This is a genomic window from Desulfoplanes sp. PS50, assembly GCF_053851535.1.
Genome location: NZ_JBSPZA010000027.1, coordinates 38,822 through 55,151, shown reverse-complemented (window position 1 = coordinate 55,151; position 16,330 = coordinate 38,822). Strand labels below are relative to the sequence as shown.

The 16,330-nt window shown below is 57.5% G+C and carries 10 protein-coding genes; 2 read left to right on the top strand and 8 right to left on the bottom strand.

Annotated features, from left to right (window positions below; genetic code table 11):
* Nucleotides 1-527: 527 nt before the first annotated feature.
* The 7 genes from ACTVJH_RS12150 to tgt form a co-directional block, all read right to left on the bottom strand.
* Entirely contained in the window at nucleotides 528-4,856 is a 4,329-nt protein-coding gene (locus ACTVJH_RS12150) for a translocation/assembly module TamB domain-containing protein (protein ID WP_455991090.1), read from the bottom strand.
* A 287-nt stretch (nucleotides 4,857-5,143) separates the two neighbouring features.
* Nucleotides 5,144-6,994, bottom strand: a complete 1,851-nt coding sequence (locus ACTVJH_RS12145; protein ID WP_455991087.1) for an autotransporter assembly complex protein TamA — start codon at nucleotides 6,992-6,994, stop codon at nucleotides 5,144-5,146.
* A gap of 15 nt (nucleotides 6,995-7,009) precedes the next feature.
* Nucleotides 7,010-8,488, bottom strand: a complete 1,479-nt coding sequence (gene panF, locus ACTVJH_RS12140; protein WP_455991084.1) for a sodium/pantothenate symporter — start codon at nucleotides 8,486-8,488, stop codon at nucleotides 7,010-7,012.
* The gene (locus ACTVJH_RS12135) at nucleotides 8,485-8,766 is read right to left on the bottom strand and encodes a YhdT family protein (protein WP_455991081.1); all 282 of its coding nucleotides are present in this window, start codon (nucleotides 8,764-8,766) and stop codon (nucleotides 8,485-8,487) included. The genes panF and ACTVJH_RS12135 overlap by 4 nt, the downstream gene beginning before the upstream one ends.
* Nucleotides 8,767-8,899: 133 nt before the next feature.
* The gene (locus tag ACTVJH_RS12130; protein WP_455991078.1) at nucleotides 8,900-12,058 is read right to left on the bottom strand and encodes a hybrid sensor histidine kinase/response regulator; all 3,159 of its coding nucleotides are present in this window, start codon (nucleotides 12,056-12,058) and stop codon (nucleotides 8,900-8,902) included.
* A complete protein-coding gene (tsaA, locus tag ACTVJH_RS12125) occupies nucleotides 11,977-12,945 on the bottom strand; it encodes a tRNA (N6-threonylcarbamoyladenosine(37)-N6)-methyltransferase TrmO (RefSeq protein ID WP_455991075.1) in 969 nt (322 codons plus the stop codon). Before tsaA ends, ACTVJH_RS12130 begins: the two co-directional genes overlap by 82 nt.
* 17 nt (nucleotides 12,946-12,962) lie before the next feature.
* Nucleotides 12,963-14,084: a tRNA guanosine(34) transglycosylase Tgt gene (gene tgt, locus ACTVJH_RS12120; RefSeq protein ID WP_455991072.1), complete on the bottom strand. Its 1,122-nt coding sequence runs from the start codon at nucleotides 14,082-14,084 to the stop codon at nucleotides 12,963-12,965.
* Nucleotides 14,085-14,094: 10 nt separating this feature from the next.
* On the opposite strand from tgt, the gene ACTVJH_RS12115 reads away from it, so the two are divergent.
* Together ACTVJH_RS12115 and ACTVJH_RS12110 are read left to right on the top strand one after the other, a co-directional pair.
* A complete protein-coding gene (locus tag ACTVJH_RS12115) occupies nucleotides 14,095-14,265 on the top strand; it encodes a hypothetical protein (RefSeq protein ID WP_455991069.1) in 171 nt (56 codons plus the stop codon).
* A gap of 363 nt (nucleotides 14,266-14,628) precedes the next feature.
* Nucleotides 14,629-15,081: a universal stress protein gene (locus ACTVJH_RS12110; RefSeq protein WP_455991066.1), complete on the top strand. Its 453-nt coding sequence runs from the start codon at nucleotides 14,629-14,631 to the stop codon at nucleotides 15,079-15,081.
* Nucleotides 15,082-15,296: 215 nt separating this feature from the next.
* Here the strand turns inward: ACTVJH_RS12110 and ACTVJH_RS12105 are convergent, their stop codons facing one another.
* On the bottom strand, nucleotides 15,297-16,172 hold the full coding sequence (locus ACTVJH_RS12105; RefSeq protein WP_455991063.1) for an LOG family protein: 876 nt from the start codon (nucleotides 16,170-16,172) through the stop codon (nucleotides 15,297-15,299).
* Nucleotides 16,173-16,330: the final 158 nt, after the last annotated feature.

The window sequence follows — 16,330 nt, the reverse complement described above, 5'->3', positions numbered from 1 at the left end:
CGAGCAGGAGGAAAAGAAGGGAGGCGGGAGAAGGGAGGCCGGAGACAGAAAAGTGCGCAGGAGGCAGTGCGCAGGAGAGGCGAATGGAAGGTGAATGTTTGTAGGGGCGAACCTTGTGTTCGCCCAAACCCGAACGAGCAGGAGGAAAAGAAGGGAGGCGGGAGAAGGGAGGCCGGAGACAGAAAAGTGCGCAGGAGGCAGTGCGCAGGAGAGGCGAATGGAAGGTGAATGTTTGTAGGGGCGAACCTTGTGTTCGCCCAAGCCGGAACGAGCAGGAGGAAAAGAAGGGAGGCGGGAGACGGGAGGCGGGAGGAGGGAGGAGGGAGACGGGAGGAGAAAAAAGTGCGCAGTGCGCAGGAGACGGGGGAGATGAAGTGCGCAGTGCGCAGGAGGCAGTGCGCAGGAACGGGAAAGGCGAATGGAAGGCGAATGTTTGTAGGGGCGAACCTTGTGTTCGCCCAAACCGGAACGAGCAGGAGGAAAAGAAGGGAGACAGGAGAATTTCGTTTGTCGGACGGGACGGGGGGTCAGTAATCCCGTTTCCAGTAGATTCCTGCCTTTCCCGTGGAATCCGTGCCCACCTCGGTTTCCACGCCGATGCTCGGGGTCAGCTCCATGTCCACGGACACGGCGTCATCGTCCGATGACAGCCCCTTTTCCAGTTCCACATAGATGGAGTCGGTCAGGTAGGTGCCCACACCGACCTGCATTTCTCCATCCTCATCGTCGGAGCCGATGGTGAGGGTATCCACGCCAAGGAGTGAACGGGCGAACCCCATGGGATCGAATCCGCCTTTTCCCGAGCTTCCGGCCAGGTTCCGTGCCGTGTTGGCCAGTTGCAGGGCCTGCATGGGGTTGAGTCCGGAGGCGGATTTTCCGAACAAGAGCATTGCCAGAATTTCGTCCTGGGGAAGGCCCGTGGAAGATCCAAGGACCAGGACCGGTTGTTTGGCTGATCCCTGGACTTTGATCTGTACGTCAGTGGACCGGATGTCGGTCGAGGTGACGATGTCCACCAGGGGGTTGGGCGGGAACGCTCCGTCAAACCGGATTTTTCCCGAGTCCAGATTCAGGTTTCTTCCGGCGAAATCGAGAGATCCCCGGATCGATTCAAGCATGCCGCTCACATCGGGTTGTGCAGCTGTTCCCCCGGCCTTGAGTCGGCCTTTCCATTCGGATTCCAGTCCGCGTCCACGCACAAAGAACTGACCGGGGATGGTCACGCCCACGTTCAGCAGGATAGCGGCTGGAGGTGATGCGGTCTTTGGGGGCTCGAATGCGTGTTCAGGAAGGACATGTATTTCATGAACCTCGAGGGGAACCAGGTCGGGATCGGGATTGCGGGAGATGTCCAGTTCGGCCCGGGGAATGATCAGGTTTCCCTGGATCGCCGTGGTGGTCGCATTGCCCTGTATCCGGCAGTCTCCACTGACCCGGGCCGTGAGGGTGTCGCTGGTGATCAGACGGGCTGCGTTCAGGTCCGCCGTGACATGGTAGGCAAAGGGATTGCGCAGGGGAAGGGTCATCTCGCCCGTTGCACAGAGTCTGCCGTCTTCCCCGTCTGTTGCAGAAAATTCTTCAAGGATGAGTCTGTCCGTTTTCAGACCGATCAGTGCATGCATCTGTTCCAACAGGATTCCGGTCCGCAGATACTCGACCCTTCCGTGATCCAGCCGGATGGTACCGGTGCATTCCGGTGCTGCGTGGGTCCCGCTCAACGAGGTGTCCAGCCGCAGATCGCCTTTGAGATCCAGATCCCCAACAGCCAGCAGGCCGCTGATTTTTTCCAGGTCCACATGTCCTTGTGCTGTGACGTGCAGGGGATCGTTGGAGGGAATCGATATACTTACAGGCTTGAGGGAAAACTGAAGGGGCAGTTCGCCGGTCATGGAAAGCGGGGGCGAACCCCAGCCTTTCAGGGTGCCGGAACCAGTCAGTCTGGAGGCCTCTGCTTTGGCAATGACGGACAATGTGCCTGTGGGAGAGTCTTGGACTGTTCTGCCCGCAGGTGTCAGGCCCTCGATTACCATGTCTGCCTGCAGACAGGGGGTTTCCAGGGAACCCGTGAGGGAAGTTTGGGCGGACAGGGTGCCCACTGGCAGGGAAAAGGATGTCAGGTTAAGTGAGGCAAGTGGGAGATTCAAAATATCCATTGTGGCGTTGATTCCCTGCTCATCACTGCGCCCTCGGGCTTTCAGGATGCCCTCTCCCACCCGCAGGGTGCAGGGGTGAAGTTCAATGGTTTTTTCTGTGCTGTGCAGCTGGGTCGGATCTGCCAGGGAAAAGGGAAGGCCGTTGTAGCCCCCTTGCAGAGAGGAGAAGCGCAGGGATCTCTGGGCACCATCTGAAAAACCGTGTCCGGCAAGGGACAGATGCACAGGGGCCGGCCTGGTCCCCTGGAGATCCAGGGCGATGTCCACTCCCCCGGCCAATGGGGCTGTTTGCAGGTGGAGGGTTTCAAGATCCGCGTCTCTGCTCGTGAATCCCCTGAGTTTCAGATCCATGACCGGCTGATCCCATTGGCCGGGGTCCAGGGTCAGATGGGTCAGGTCCAGGGTCCTGAGTTGTGCGGTGTCGCCATAGGCCAAATTCCGGGCAGACCCCGAAAGGGTCAGCAAAGGGGAGCCTTGTTCGTCAAGGTACGATCCACGCAGATCAAAAGCCCCCTTCAGGGGCTGGTCCAGAGCCTCCCCCACGGGAACCAGAGAGGATGCGGCGAGATTGAAATCGATTTTTTTCGGCCCCATGTCTTCCGGCAGAGCGAGACTGAACCCGCCCTTCAGGCCGGGACCCGAGAGGGTGGCCTGGGAAATGTGGATGCCGTTTATGAGCTTCAGGTCGCCGGCAAGATGCAGGGGGCCGGGAACGGTTGCCAGGTCGGCTGTCCAGGTTCCGGCCGGTGCAGTCTGCAGATGCCCAAGCAAGAGATCCAGGGAAGCGGATTCTAGATGAACTCCAAACACCGGGGTCTTTTCCGGACGGGCCGAAAGGGTACCGGTAATATGGTCGCTGGTTCCGCTGATCCGTGAGCTCAGGGCAAGTGTTTCAAGAAAAGCGAGGTCCTTTCCCAACGCCTCCGCCTGGACGACCCCTGTCAGGTCGGCCGTGTAGGCACCGCTTTCACCATACAGGGTGCCGTTGCCCTCAATCTGGACCCGGGCTGCGTTCAGATTGAGGGTTTCGATGGTCAGGTCGTTTTCCTGGAGAGAGGCGGAGATGGTCAGATCGGTCGAAGGGCCGAGCAGTTCATCGAGGAGGTCCGGTCCTGTGGCGAACCGGCCCAGCCTGGTATGCAGGTCGGTTGTTCCCGTCCGTTCGAACACATCGGCGTGGATCGTTCCTGCAAGCTCAAGCCATTGGGGAAGGGGCGCAATGTTCGGGCCAAACAGGGTTTCTGGTTGGGCATTCCCGGAATATTCCACAACCAGTGAACCGGGGCCGGGGGTAAATGATCCGGTCGCGTTCATTGTGAACGGGTGCGAGGAGGCTATCAGCCGGGCATGCAGGGTTTCTTTGCCCAGATCTTCGACCACCGTACGGAGGTTCAATGCTCCGGTTTCCAGGATGTCCGGCAGGATCAGGTTGGATGCCGTGGCGTTCAGGGTTGCCGTGTAGTGCAGGTTCGCACCGTCAGAGGATGGGGCGGCGGTCAGAGAAATGTTTGGATGTTCAATCAGGACCGGGCCGGACTGCAGGGTGTCGGCCGCCAGGAAGCAGGCAAGAACCGGGCGACTGAGACTGCCTTGAATGCTGCCGGTGAGGGGGGCGTGTGCGATCAGCTCGATCCCCAGGGCTCTGCCCAATCGCTCGGGTTCCGCATGGGTCAGGGTGAACCCCATGTCCGTGTTGTTTCCTTGCAGGTCGATGCTGCCTGAACCAAAAAGGTTGATCCGGTCGCCTGCAAGCTGAAGGGTTGTTGAGATCGGTTGTGTGTTTGTGTCAGCCTTCAGGTCGATTGTTATCTTTTCCCCTGCCAATTCCGCCAGGGTTTGCAGCTCGCCCTCCGGTTCAAGGGTCAGTGTGCCCTGCAAGGCGCCTCTCTGGTCAGAAACCATCCATTGTACCCAGGCATCGACGGAGGCCATGGCGGGTGCGCTGGCCGCTATATTTCCCTGATAGGAGGTGCTGTTTCCTGTTCCCGTCCACGTGATCTCAAGGGGCAGGGGATCGGAACGGCCTGTCAGAAAGGCGGTCATCCGGCCGTGCGGATCATCGTACCTGCCCGAGGATTCGAAAAAATCCCGGTTTATCTGCCCGGTGACGTCGAGTCGCGGAACATTTTTTCCAAGGGAATGCAGGTGCAGTTCAATAGCGGCCGGTCCTTTCAGGGATGAAGCAAATGCCGAGCCGGACAGGGTCAGCATGGGGATTGCCTGGTCGTTGTCAGATCCGAGCACAAGCTGATCGATGGCCATATCGGTGACGGTCAGCCCGGGGAAAAAGCGTGGTCCGTCTTCAGGGGACAGCGGTTTTGTGCGGGATCCGGTACCGGGTGTCGCGGACGGAAGCCGTAAAAAATGCGTTCGTGCGGCCCGAAGGTGCGCTATATGCAGTTCCCCCTGCAGCAGGTCCAGGGGGGTCCATTGGCAGTCCAGATCTCCGATGGTCAGCCAGGTGGATTGTGCATCCCTGACGCTGACCTGTTCAAGGGAGAATTGTCCCAGCAGATTGCCGCGCAGACCCATGATCCGGGCCGTTGACTGGACCCGGTTCACCAGGCGTTCCACACTCTTCAGGCCGGTCTGGGTGGTCAGAAGCAGCAACAGCCCGAGGCAGATGACGGCCACGGCGGCCATGATCATCCCGCCTGCCTGGAGGATGCGGCGAAGTCCCAAAGGGAGATGGAATTTTTTCATGATCTACAGGGTCTTATAACACGCATCCTGATGAATAGTTCGTTTTTTTGTATCTATTCAGGTGCATTTCTCAAGAATCAGAATTACAAATTTCAGAGATTTAAGGATTTAAGAAATTTTAGAAATTGAGGACCTGGACGCTAACCGCTTGTAATTTCTTAAATCTCTTAAATTTCTGAAATTTACGGGCTGGCACTCAAATCTAACGATATATTCCAGCCTGTTGCTCCTGCTAAATTTTGACCTGAATAGTTACGTTTTTTTATGTCCAACCATGGTGATGCACATCAAAAGGCCTGTCCTATGCTGACATAGAGCTGGAAGGAATCGTCGATGGACTGGCGCGGGTTCAGGGGAAAGGCTACATCCAGACGGATGGGACCGATGGGCGTGTAGTAGCGCAGGCCGACACCGGTCCCCCAGAAGAGGCCGGACAAGGAATCGGGGACGGCATGGTCAAAGGTTCGTCCCCCATCCAGAAACACGACTCCGCCCAGGGAGTCGGTGAATCGGGACCGCAGCTCCGCGCTGACCTCGACCGATGACAACCCACCTATGGGGTTGTCATCTTTATCAAGCTCCCCTGCCTTCTGAAACCCGTATCCCCGGATGGAACCTCCCCCGCCGGCATAGAACCGTTCGTCAGCCGGAACATCCTGCAGGCCTGTTCCCCCGATGGTTCCAAGACTTCCCCGCAGGGCCGCGACGAGTTTTCCCGAGGGCAGCACCGGGAGATAGGCACTTGCCTGGACCCGGGATCGGAGAAAGACAATGTCCTGCCCCAGGGTGTCCAGATACGGGGCGGTTTCCGCCTTGAGGGTCCATCCCGAGGCCGGGTCCAGGATGGGTTCTGCCCTGATGGCGTCGGCAAAGATCGGAAAGGAGACCAGACCGAAGGTTTCTCGGCCTGATGTGCTGTCGTCCACGGTGGACAGACGGTAGCGCATGCCCCCGCCTGTCCGCAGCCACGGCGCGGGTTTGCGTTCCATGATCACACCTGCGGCCAGGGATTTGCTGTCGAAGGCATCGGTATCTTCTCGGGCGATCTTTCCCTCTGTGGTCAGTTGCCACGGGCCGAAAAAGGCCGGGAACACCAACCGTCCATCCGCGCTCTGGCGTACGGCATTGATCTCGGCCCGGGTGCGCAGCTGTTCCCCTTCGTGGAAGACATTGCGATGCTCCCAGGAGAGGATGCCTCCCGGACCCGTATCCGTGGCGTATTCGACCCCTGTCTTGACCGTCCGGGGAACCCGTTCCCTGAGGGTGATGGTCATGGGGAGGGAACCGTCAGCAGATGGCGCGGGTGCATGCTCGATCCCAATGCTTCCGAACAGGCCGGTTTTGAGGAGTTCCATCCGGGTGGCATCTTTTTGGGTGGCATTGAAGGGTTCGCCCTGTTGCCAGACGATGTTGCGATGCACAAAGGTGGGCGCCACCCTGTCCAGGCCGGTGAAGGTCACCGGACCAAAGGTGCAGGAAGAACCGGGCTCGATGACCCAGTGCACATTCACCCTGTCGTGGGCATGGTCGGCGATCACATCCCGTGATTCGATCCGGGCAAAAGGATACCCCCGGCTGCCAAGTCCGGCAAGGATCCGTGATTCACCCGTGCGTATGGTCGCGGATGCGGCCGGGGTGCCCGGGGCAAGGCCCAGCATGCCGGGAGAAAGGTCGATAGCCTCGGGTGTTCCCGTCAGGGTGACGGTTGCAATGCGAAAAACAGGACCCGGGGAAATGCGGACTGTGACCCTGGCCGGAGTGGTGCTCGTGTCCACATCCCCCTGGACCTGGATCTTGAAGTACCCCAGGGCATTGAGGATGGACCGGATGGTGGGAATGTCCTCGGCTATGCGCTTGTTGAGCAGACCCAGGGTGCGGGGAGGAGCGTCCTTGCGGGAGAAGGTGTCGGTCTCCAGGAGAATGGCCTGTTCCGCTTCGTCGGATGGCGCCCCTTGAAGGACGGGGGTGTAGGGGAAGGTCCGGTTCTGGGCACGGGCAGGGCCGGGATGGATGAGGATCCAGGCAAGAACAGCCCAGAGAAACGGGATGATGAATTTATACGTCTGCATGATGTCAAAGTACGGCGGACAGGTGCGCAGGCCTGAAGCTTTTTCAGCTTTTTCCTGCGCACTGCGCACTGCGAACTGCGTACTTTATTTTCCTGTTTTTTTCGCGAAAAAAATCCGGACAATCCCGTCCTCCGGTCGTTTGGTCATCAGGCTCACGAGGATGAAGGCGACCAGGGAGATGGCCAGGGTGGGCACGATGACATGCATGCCCATGAACCGTTTGACCCAGATGACCAGGGCGAAATAGGCGCACAAGCCGGCAACCATGGACCAGAGGGCGCCCCGTGCGTTGGCCCGTTTCCAGTAGAGTCCCAAAACCACGGGCCAGAGAAAGGTGGCCTGCATGCCGCCAAAAGCGAACAGGTTGATCCATACGATCAGATCGGGTGGACGTAGAGACGCGATGAACACGATAGTTCCCAGCAGGGCCGTGCAATAGAAGCTGAGTGTGTGCAGCCTGCGGTCATCGGGTTTTCTGCCTGTCCGGATGTAGTTGGTGTACAGATCCCGGATCAGGGTGGCCGAGGCCAGGATGAGCTGGGAGTCGATGGTGGACATGATCGCGGCCAGGGGGCCGGCCAGGAAGATGCCGGCGACAACGGGCGGAAGAATGGTCAGACTCAGGGCGGGCATGATCTTGTCCCCCACGGTCAGATCCGGGATGATCGCCCGGCCCAGGGCCCCGCACAGATGCATGCCCAGGATGAGCAGGCCGAGGACAATGGTACTGATCACTATGGCCGAGTGCATGGATCGGCTGTCTTTGTACCCGAAGCAGCGTACCGCTGTGTGCGGGAGTCCGATGACCCCGAAGCAGACCAGGACCCAGAAGGAGAGAATGAACGGTTTGGCCAGGAATTTGTCCGGGCCGAACGGAGTGATCAGTCCGGGATCGATGGCCTGCAGCTTCAGGACAATGGCGGTCATCCCGCCGCCCGCATGGACAATGCCTGCAAAAAGGGCCGCCGTACCCAGGAGCATGACAATCCCCTGGACCACATCCGTGAGCACCACCGCCCGAAATCCCCCCAGAGTCGTGTACAAAACCACGGACACGGCAAAGATGGTCAGCCCCACATGGTAGGGAAGGCCGGTTGCCGTCTCAAAGAGCCGGGCCCCGCCGATGAACTGAGCCACCATGGCCGCGATGAAAAAGATGACCAGGCTCAGGGTGGCCAGGATGACCACGGCCCGGTTTTCATACCTCGCCCATAAAAAATCGTTGATGGTCACCGCATCGATCCGTCTGGCCACGATGGCGAATTTTTTTCCGAGAACCCCCAACGTCAGCCAGGCCGTGGGTACCTGGATCATGGCCAGAAGCACCCACCCCAGTCCCGTTTTGTAGGCAACCCCGGGACCTCCCACGAAACTGCTCGCGCTGATGTAGGTGGCCACCAGGGTCATGGCCAGCATGATCCCGTTCATGGACCGGCTGCCGATGAAATACTCCTCCAGGAAATTGCCGGAACGGGACAGCACCCGGTTGGCGTATACGGCCAGGAGATAGACGAAGATCAGATAAATCCCCAGGGGAATGAGGACGTCCAGATTGACGCTCATTCTTTTATCCCCCCGTCCTCGGGTTCCTCGGGATCAAGGGGCATGTCGGTGAACGCGAATCGGACCATGGCCCATGCAAGCAGGCTGAAGATCGGAAGTCCGGCCACGCAGCTCATGAAGAACCAGGCCGGAAGACCAAAGAAAAATGTGAATGATTCAGCCGGGCCGCTCCCCAGGCCATAGGCAAACCCATACCACCAGATGAAGTTGGCCACGGTCAGCAGGATGCAGAAAAGGGCTTCCCTGGCCGCAATGCGAAAACGCCGATCCTGTTGCATAAATTTTGAATCCTTGATTATTTTAGTACCTTACTCGCGAAAGTCTGCCATAAAAAACACGAAAATTTTATAACAGCTTGAACTTAAAACTTAAAACCTAAAACCTAAAACCTAAAACTGCGGCTTGGCCGCATTAGGGAATGTATCGGCTCGAGGTCAAAGCCAGGGTCTTGGCAATGGTATCCATGAGCTGATCAGGGGTGTAGGGCTTCTGAATCAGCCGGCCCTTTTCCGTGATAAGGGTGTTTTTCTTGAGTTCGTTGAAGCTATAGCCGCTGCTGAAGATGACCGGAAGATCCGGATTGAGTTCGTGGATCTTTTCCCAGGCCTGCTGACCGGACATCTTGGGCATGATCACGTCCAGAAGAACGAGGTCGATGGAATCCCGGTTTGCCATGAACAACTCCACGGCCTCTTCGCCGTTGACGGCCTCGATGACCGTGTACCCGGCATCTTCAAGAACCTCCAGGGCCAGGGACCGGACCATGTCGTCGTCCTCGGCCATGAGGATGGTCGCCGGACAGGTCGGGATTTCGCAGCTCGTATTGGCGGAGGGTTCCACATCTTTTTCCTGTTCCTCTGTAATCGGCAGATAAACCTGAAAGGAGGAACCCTTGTCCGAGGTTGTGTCCACATAGATCAATCCGGCATGACTCTTGACGATGCCGTAGACTGTGGCCAGGCCCAGGCCGGTACCCTTGCCGAGTTTCTTGGTCGTGAAAAAGGGTTCGAATATGTGTTCCCGGATTTCCGGAGGGATGCCGATGCCTGTGTCCCGCACTTCGATGCGCACATAACTTCCCTTGCGCGCCCAGGAGTGGTTTCGGACAAAGTGATCGACCAGGCAGACATGGGATGTTCTGATGAAAATGGTTCCCCCCTGGGGCATGGCATCACGGGCGTTGACGCAGAGGTTCATCATGATCTGATGCATCTGCCCGGCATCGGCCTTGATCAGGGGAAGAAATGGTTCGGGAGCATAGTCTATGGTGATCTGTTCCCCAATGGTACGTTTGAGCAGGCCAAGAACATCGCTGATCACTGTGTTGGCGTTGACGGGTTGCTGGGCCACCATGTCGCGGCGGCTGAAAATGAGTAGCTGGCGGACCAGGTTGGCGGCCTTTTTGGAGGCATCGGAGATGGTCTCCAGCCGTTTTCTGGTATCCACCGCAACGGTCGGATCATCGAGGATTTTGCTCGTGTAACCGAGAATGACCTGGAGCAGGTTGTTGAAATCATGTGCAATACCCCCGGCGAGTTGGCCGATGGCCTGCATCTTTTGCGCCTGCCTGAGTTGTGTTTCCAGTTCGGTTTCCCGGGTTATGTCCCTGTGGCTGAAGATGTAGCACACGGTTCTGCCCTGGGCGTCCTTGATGGGAGATGCCTTGATTTCCAGGTCATAGGTTTTTTTTTCGTCAACGGTATGCCTGATCCGTTCCCGCCAGGCGTTGTTCTGTTCCAGACTCGTCCACATGGGCTCTATCTTGAAAATACGGTCGATATCCCAGATGGGTGTGGATCTGACAACCGCGGGTTGGACATGGTAGAAACGGGCAAAGGCATGGTTGATGGAGAGGATGTTTCCCTGAATATCGCAGATGGCTATGGCCTCTTCGGATTGTTCCAGGGCGGCGACCAGCCGCTGCTGTTTTTCCTCCACAAGCTTGCGTTCAGTGATGTCCCGCAGGGTTCCGGTCACCTGGAGGGGCGTACCGCCGCGATCCTTTTCCATGATTTTGCCTTTGACCACCAGCCAGCGCCATGTGCCGTCGGCCTTACGGACGCGGAATTCCTGCTCGTAGTGGGGGCTTTTTCCCTGCAGATGGGCCATCCGGGCTGACTCCAGCTGGTGAAGGTCGTCGGGATGGACGTGCGTGTGCCACTCTTCGATGCTCAGTGGTTCAAGTTCCTGATCATAGCCGAGAATGTCCTTCCACAGGTACTTGAAGGTCACTGCGTTGTTGAGAGCATCCCAGTAAAAAAGGGCCTGTTCGGTGCCCCTGATGGCCAGGTCGAGACGTTCGCCGGCCTGACTGACCTTTATTTGCGCCCGTTTGAGATAGGTCCGGTTCAGGGCGAAGAGGACGATGAGCAGGGTTTCCAGGGAAAGAAAGACGACGAGTATCCAGATCCATACCTTGTATGTCTCGTAAAAGCTGAAGGGACGGTTGAGGATCACGCTGCCTTCGGGAAGCCGGGACGGACGAATAGCGAATCGTTCCAGCCCCTTGTGGTCAAAGAATTTGGTTTCGATGGTCCGAGAGGGCTGGATTTCGGCAAGAGGGCGTTCATCGATGACGATCTGCTGGATCAGATCGCCCAGTGAGCTGCCCTGACGATATCCACTGACAACGTATCCGCCGATCACGCCGGGGACCACGCTGTAGTCGGTTATGACGAAGATGGGCTTATCTGTGATGTCGGTGATCTGTTCGGCGCCGTATCTGCTGGAATGGCGGTAATCTTCGTTTGTCGCGAACAGCACCGTGAAGAGGACGATACTCTGTCTGGGGAGAGCAGCCAGATCCTGCTTGATCTGTTCGATACTCCGGGAGGACACACGGAGGAAGTCGATCCGGTCCGCGTAGTCCGGTTCGAGTTCTTCTATCCGGGCCAGTGCTCCCTGGCCAGTGGGCGTTTGGTCCGCGATGACCGCGACTGTCGTGGTTTCAGGAAATAATTTCAGAGCCAGGTCGATGTTCTCGCTATATCGCCAGGGTTCGTAGATACCCTTCATGCCCACCTGGATGGCCCGGGCCATGGCCTGATTGTCGTTGACTCCACAGAAAACCACCGGAGTGTTCGGGAACAGGTCGTCCTTGTGGCTGATCAGGAATTCAACGGCATTGTCGTCGCAGGCGGCAATGAGGTCGAAGTCCAGGTGTGCATATTTATGGCGGTACAGGGAGCGGAGTTGTTCCAGGTAGTCATCGCCCTGGTGATACTTGGTGTCCATGTACTCGATGTGCATATCGATGGTCGTCTGAGAATCGTCGAGACTGTCGAGCAGCCCCTCCATGATGCTGTCGGACCAGACATATCCCGGGTGATAGGAGTTGAGCACCAGAATGTGGCCCTTTTGCGGTGGTTCTGCACCATCCGCAGAAAAAGGCAACACAGTGAACAGACACATGAACAACAGAATGACATGTCGCACGGGGGTGATCCTTGGCAGGATGCCGGGCATGGTCGTTTGTTGAAACGTGGTGATCAGCTCCCTAAAAGCCGAATACGTGCCAGACTCTCGATCTCTTCGGTCAGGGCCAATGCCCTGGTCAATGTCGATGCCCATACCACAAGACCGTGATTTTCCATGAAGATACAGAGATGACTCGCGGAGGCCGTACCCACGGCCCGGGCCAGCTCCTCGGTCCCGGGTTCCATGGGAGGTACCGAGGTAAGCATCTTTGCATACATCTTGCCTTCAAACAAGGGAAGATCGAGGAGGTTGTCGCCGAAATGGTCCAGGGAAAGGGCCAGGAGGTGGGGAGGGTGGGTGTGCACGATGGCCCCGGCCTTGGGTTGCTGGTCATAAATGGCCAGGTGAACCGGGGTTTCCGAGGATGGGGGCGGCCCGGTCAGCACCTTCCGGGAATGCCGGTCCATGAGGGTCAGATCCTCCGGGACCAGGTGTCCCTTGGCGCTTCCCGTCCCGGTTATGAGCATCCGACTGTCCGTTTTCACGCTGATATTGCCGTTCATTCCATTGTACAATCCCCGTTTCCAGCCGTCGCGGCCTGTACGGATGATGGCCCGGGCCGTATCCTGATCGGATGAAGAAAGGCGCGGCCGTGGCCGCACGACCGGTTTGATATCCAGGACCGGGGTCATGTCCAGGGCCTCCATGGGATGAACCGTCAGGACGGTGTCCTGGATGTCCAGGATGGTTGCCTGATGATGACCGATGGGATTGGGCCGGTCGGGTGAGCGGGTGGCAAAGACTCCATGCACGGGCCGGTCCGGATCTCCCTGGGGATGGCATTGCAGGACGCTGCGATCCCCCTGGTCGAGCCAGGTCAGGATAATGATTTCCTGGCCGATCTCCAATTGATGCAGGGCCGGTACATAGGTGGTGTCGAGCTCGATGCGCGAGGCGGGATCGTCTGTCCCGGCCTGCTTGGGACAGTGGGCGCGGTCGGCAAAGGGAGAGCGAACCCGGCCGACGGGGATGAGGTGCATAGGGGATTCTGGCATAATTATTCAGGATAGATGGTTTTCCAATGGCTGTAAAACAACTCGTACCGATGTTCAAAGATAGCCTTGCGTGCATTTTTGACCAGGTTGAGGAGAAAGTGGAGATTGTGAATGGTGTTCAGCCGGTAGGAGAGGAGTTCTCTGGAAACATAGAGATGGCGCAGGTAGGCCTTGGAAAAATTGCGACAGGTATAGCAGGAACATTCCGGATCCAGGGGACTGTCGTCTTCCCGGTATTCGGCCCGCTTGATGTTCACCTTGCCCTGTGAGGTGAACAGGGTGCCGTTGCGGGCATTTCGCGTCGGCAGGACGCAGTCGAACATATCCACCCCGTTTCTGATCCCGTTGACCAGATCCATGGGAGCACCCACACCCATGAGATATCGGGGTTTGTCCGTGGGCAGAAGCGGGGTGGTATGCTCCAGCATCTCCAGCATCTCGGTCTTGGATTCGCCCACGCTCAATCCGCCGATGGCGTATCCCTCAAAGGGAATGGACATGATCTCTTCGGCGCTTTGGGTGCGCAGATCCTTGAAGAATCCGCCCTGGACAATCCCGAACATGAGCTGATCCCCGGTTTCACCCCGGGTATAGGCGGCCCGGCACCGTTTGGCCCAGGACGTGGTCTTTTTGAGGGATTTGGCCGTATAGTCGTGATCGGCACCGTAGGGGACGCACTCGTCCAGGACCATCATGATGTCCGACCCCAGGTTCTTCTGGATGGAAATGACCTTTTCCGGGGAAAAGAAATGCCTGGACCCGTCGATGTGGGAGGCGAATTCCACCCCGTCGTCGGTGATGGTCCGCAGACCCGCCAGGCTGAAGACCTGGAATCCCCCGCTGTCCGTGAGGATGGGCCGGTCCCAGTTCATGAACCGGTGCAGGCCGCCCCGGCGGGCGATCATTTCATCACCGGGACGTAGATAGAGGTGGTAGGTGTTGCCCAGGATGATCTGGGCGCCCATGGCGTAGAGGTCGTGGGGATCGAGACTCTTGACCGTTCCCAATGTGCCCACGGGCATGAAGATCGGAGTTGTAATGGTTCCGTGCGGGGTGATCAGCGTACCCGCCCTGGCGGCGCCGTCCGTGGCTTCACAGGTGAAAAGGGGTGCGGTGGTTTTCAAACAAGGCTCCTTGAAAAGACAGAATGAAGAGAGGGGCGGCCCGAAAAACATGCCCGGCAACAGGGACATGGCGGAAAAGCGCCATCGCGAAGAGATGGTGCTCGGTGTGTCCGGATGGTTCCGCCTGTACGGCAGTCGCGGTGTTACCGGCTGTTTTGCCGACTCCGTGGCAGTACAGTGACTGTGATTCGGTCGTCAATGGCCGGGAGTAGATCCATCAACGGCATGTTCGCTTCACCCCGCTCGGGGCGCTTTAAAACTCCCTCGCCGCCTCGTACCATCGAGCCTTTGCTCAATACAGGCAAGATGTTCCGGGCGATGTCAGGCAACGGCTTGATGAACGATGCCTGGCTCGGTCAGACAGTCAAACCGTCCCGAGCGGGGCGAAGCGGACGTGCTCTTTCAGCCGGATTTTGGGAGCTTCCCTGCATTTGTAACAGACGCGAATGCCCCTTGCAGGGATCACATCGAGATAATCATTTGTTCTCGCCCTTGGGATGTGGTAACAGGGAACACAAATATTCTAACCGAAAAGGAGACAATCATGCAATCCATTCTCGTTCCCCTGGATTTCTCCACCCTGACCGAAGCGGTACTTGAAATGGCCAAGCTCCTTGCCACAACCTTTGACGGGGAGATCCATCTGATCCATGTTCTCCGGGTCGATCCTTCGCTGACCGGGTATCTTCCGGGACCCAGCCTTGTGGAGGAACCCGTGCCGGTTCATTGCGGCAGGGCCTTTGCTCTGCTTCAGGAACAGGTGCACTCGTTGAGGGAGGCCGGGTATCGATGTTCCGCCTCGCTCTATGAAGGGGAGATCGTGGAAGCGATCCTCCTGAAGGCCCGGGACATGGAGGCCGACCTGATCATCGTGGGAGCGCGCAACAAGGGGACATTGCAGCGGTTTATTCTGGGAAGTGTCTCCAACGGCGTCCTCAAGAGGGCCTTGTGTCCGGTCATGGTCGTCCCGGGGAAAACCGGGCAGAAGGGGAAATAGGTGGGAAGTACACAGGAGGCAGGGCGCAGTGCACATCAGTGCGCAGTACGCAGTGCGCAGTGCGCAGTAAAAGCCCTGGGACATTAAAATTTCCATTAAAGTTCCGAGGATAATTGGTTCGTTGTGGTCAGATGTGACAAAAAAATACGTTTTTTCTCCGCGCTGCATGTTTTTTTCTGCGTGCTGCGTACTGTGTACTGCGCACTTTATTTTTTTTAATACCCATTAGCCGCCGACAGGATTTCCCATGCCTCTTCGGCGGTTTCCACGTATTGGAAAATTTTCAGGTCCTTTTCCGAGATGGTTCCGGCCTCGACCAGGGCCTCGAAGTTGATGACCGAATTCCAGAATTCCCGGCCAAAGAGGAGAACCGGGAACGGTTTGACCTTGCCGGTCTGGATGAGGGTCAGGCTCTCAAAGAGTTCGTCCATGGTGCCGAACCCGCCGGGAAAGGCGACCATGCCCTTGGCCCGGATCAGAAAGTGCATTTTTCGGATGGCAAAGTAATGAAATTGGAAGGAGAGCTCCGGGGTGATGTATGCATTGGGATGCTGCTCAAAGGGAAGAACGATGTTCAGGCCGATATTCTTGGCACCCACATCATGGGCCCCTCTGTTGGCCGCGCCCATAATTCCCTCTCCGCCTCCGGTAATGACCACCAGACTGTTGTCCTCGGTATTTTGGGAGATGAGTCGGCCCAGTTTTCTGGATTCGTCATAGTATTTGGAATACCTGAGACCGTTTTTGGCCCGTCTGAGCAGTACGGGGTAGTCCTCTCGTTCGGGAGAGGACGCACAGAGCTGCTCGAGCCGTTCAACCTCCATTTTCGCCTGTTCCGGTTCCTTGAGCCGGGCACTTCCAAAGACCACGATGGTTGATTTGATATTATTTTCCTGAAGCACAAGTTCCGATTTCATGAGTTCGAGCTGCAAGCGGACCGGCCGGAGTTCTTCGCGGAGAATGAAATCGTCATCCTGAAAGGCCAGCCTGTAGGACGGAGATGTGCATTGGGGTGTATCGCCATGCAGCCCGGCTGATTTGGCGTCGTCATGGGCTGAAGGGAAAGGACTTTTGCGGGGGGAATCTTTCATGGTATCACCTCAAAATAAGAAGGATGAGAGAAAAGGCAGCCAGGCAGGATGCTGTTTTCAAATGGGTTCAAAAAGGGATGAGCTTTTTTACTTGATATGTAATAACAGATTGATTTTCAACCTGTTTTTTAAGTTTGGGACGGAGCTCGTAAATTCCC

What these genes read in the sequence shown, in the direction of transcription:
- ACTVJH_RS12150 (WP_455991090.1), bottom strand. Translation starts at nt 4,856, where the DNA reads ATGAAAAAATTCCATCTCCCTTTGGGACTTCGCCGCATCCTCCAGGCA.
- panF (WP_455991084.1), bottom strand. Translation starts at nt 8,488, where the DNA reads ATGAGCGTCAATCTGGACGTCCTCATTCCCCTGGGGATTTATCTGATC.
- ACTVJH_RS12135 (WP_455991081.1), bottom strand. Translation starts at nt 8,766, where the DNA reads ATGCAACAGGATCGGCGTTTTCGCATTGCGGCCAGGGAAGCCCTTTTC.
- ACTVJH_RS12130 (WP_455991078.1), bottom strand. Translation starts at nt 12,058, where the DNA reads ATGGGCATCGACATTGACCAGGGCATTGGCCCTGACCGAAGAGATCGA.
- tsaA (WP_455991075.1), bottom strand. Translation starts at nt 12,945, where the DNA reads ATGCACCTCATCCCCGTCGGCCGGGTTCGCTCTCCCTTTGCCGACCGC.
- ACTVJH_RS12110 (WP_455991066.1), top strand. Translation starts at nt 14,629, where the DNA reads ATGCAATCCATTCTCGTTCCCCTGGATTTCTCCACCCTGACCGAAGCG.
- ACTVJH_RS12105 (WP_455991063.1), bottom strand. Translation starts at nt 16,172, where the DNA reads ATGAAAGATTCCCCCCGCAAAAGTCCTTTCCCTTCAGCCCATGACGAC.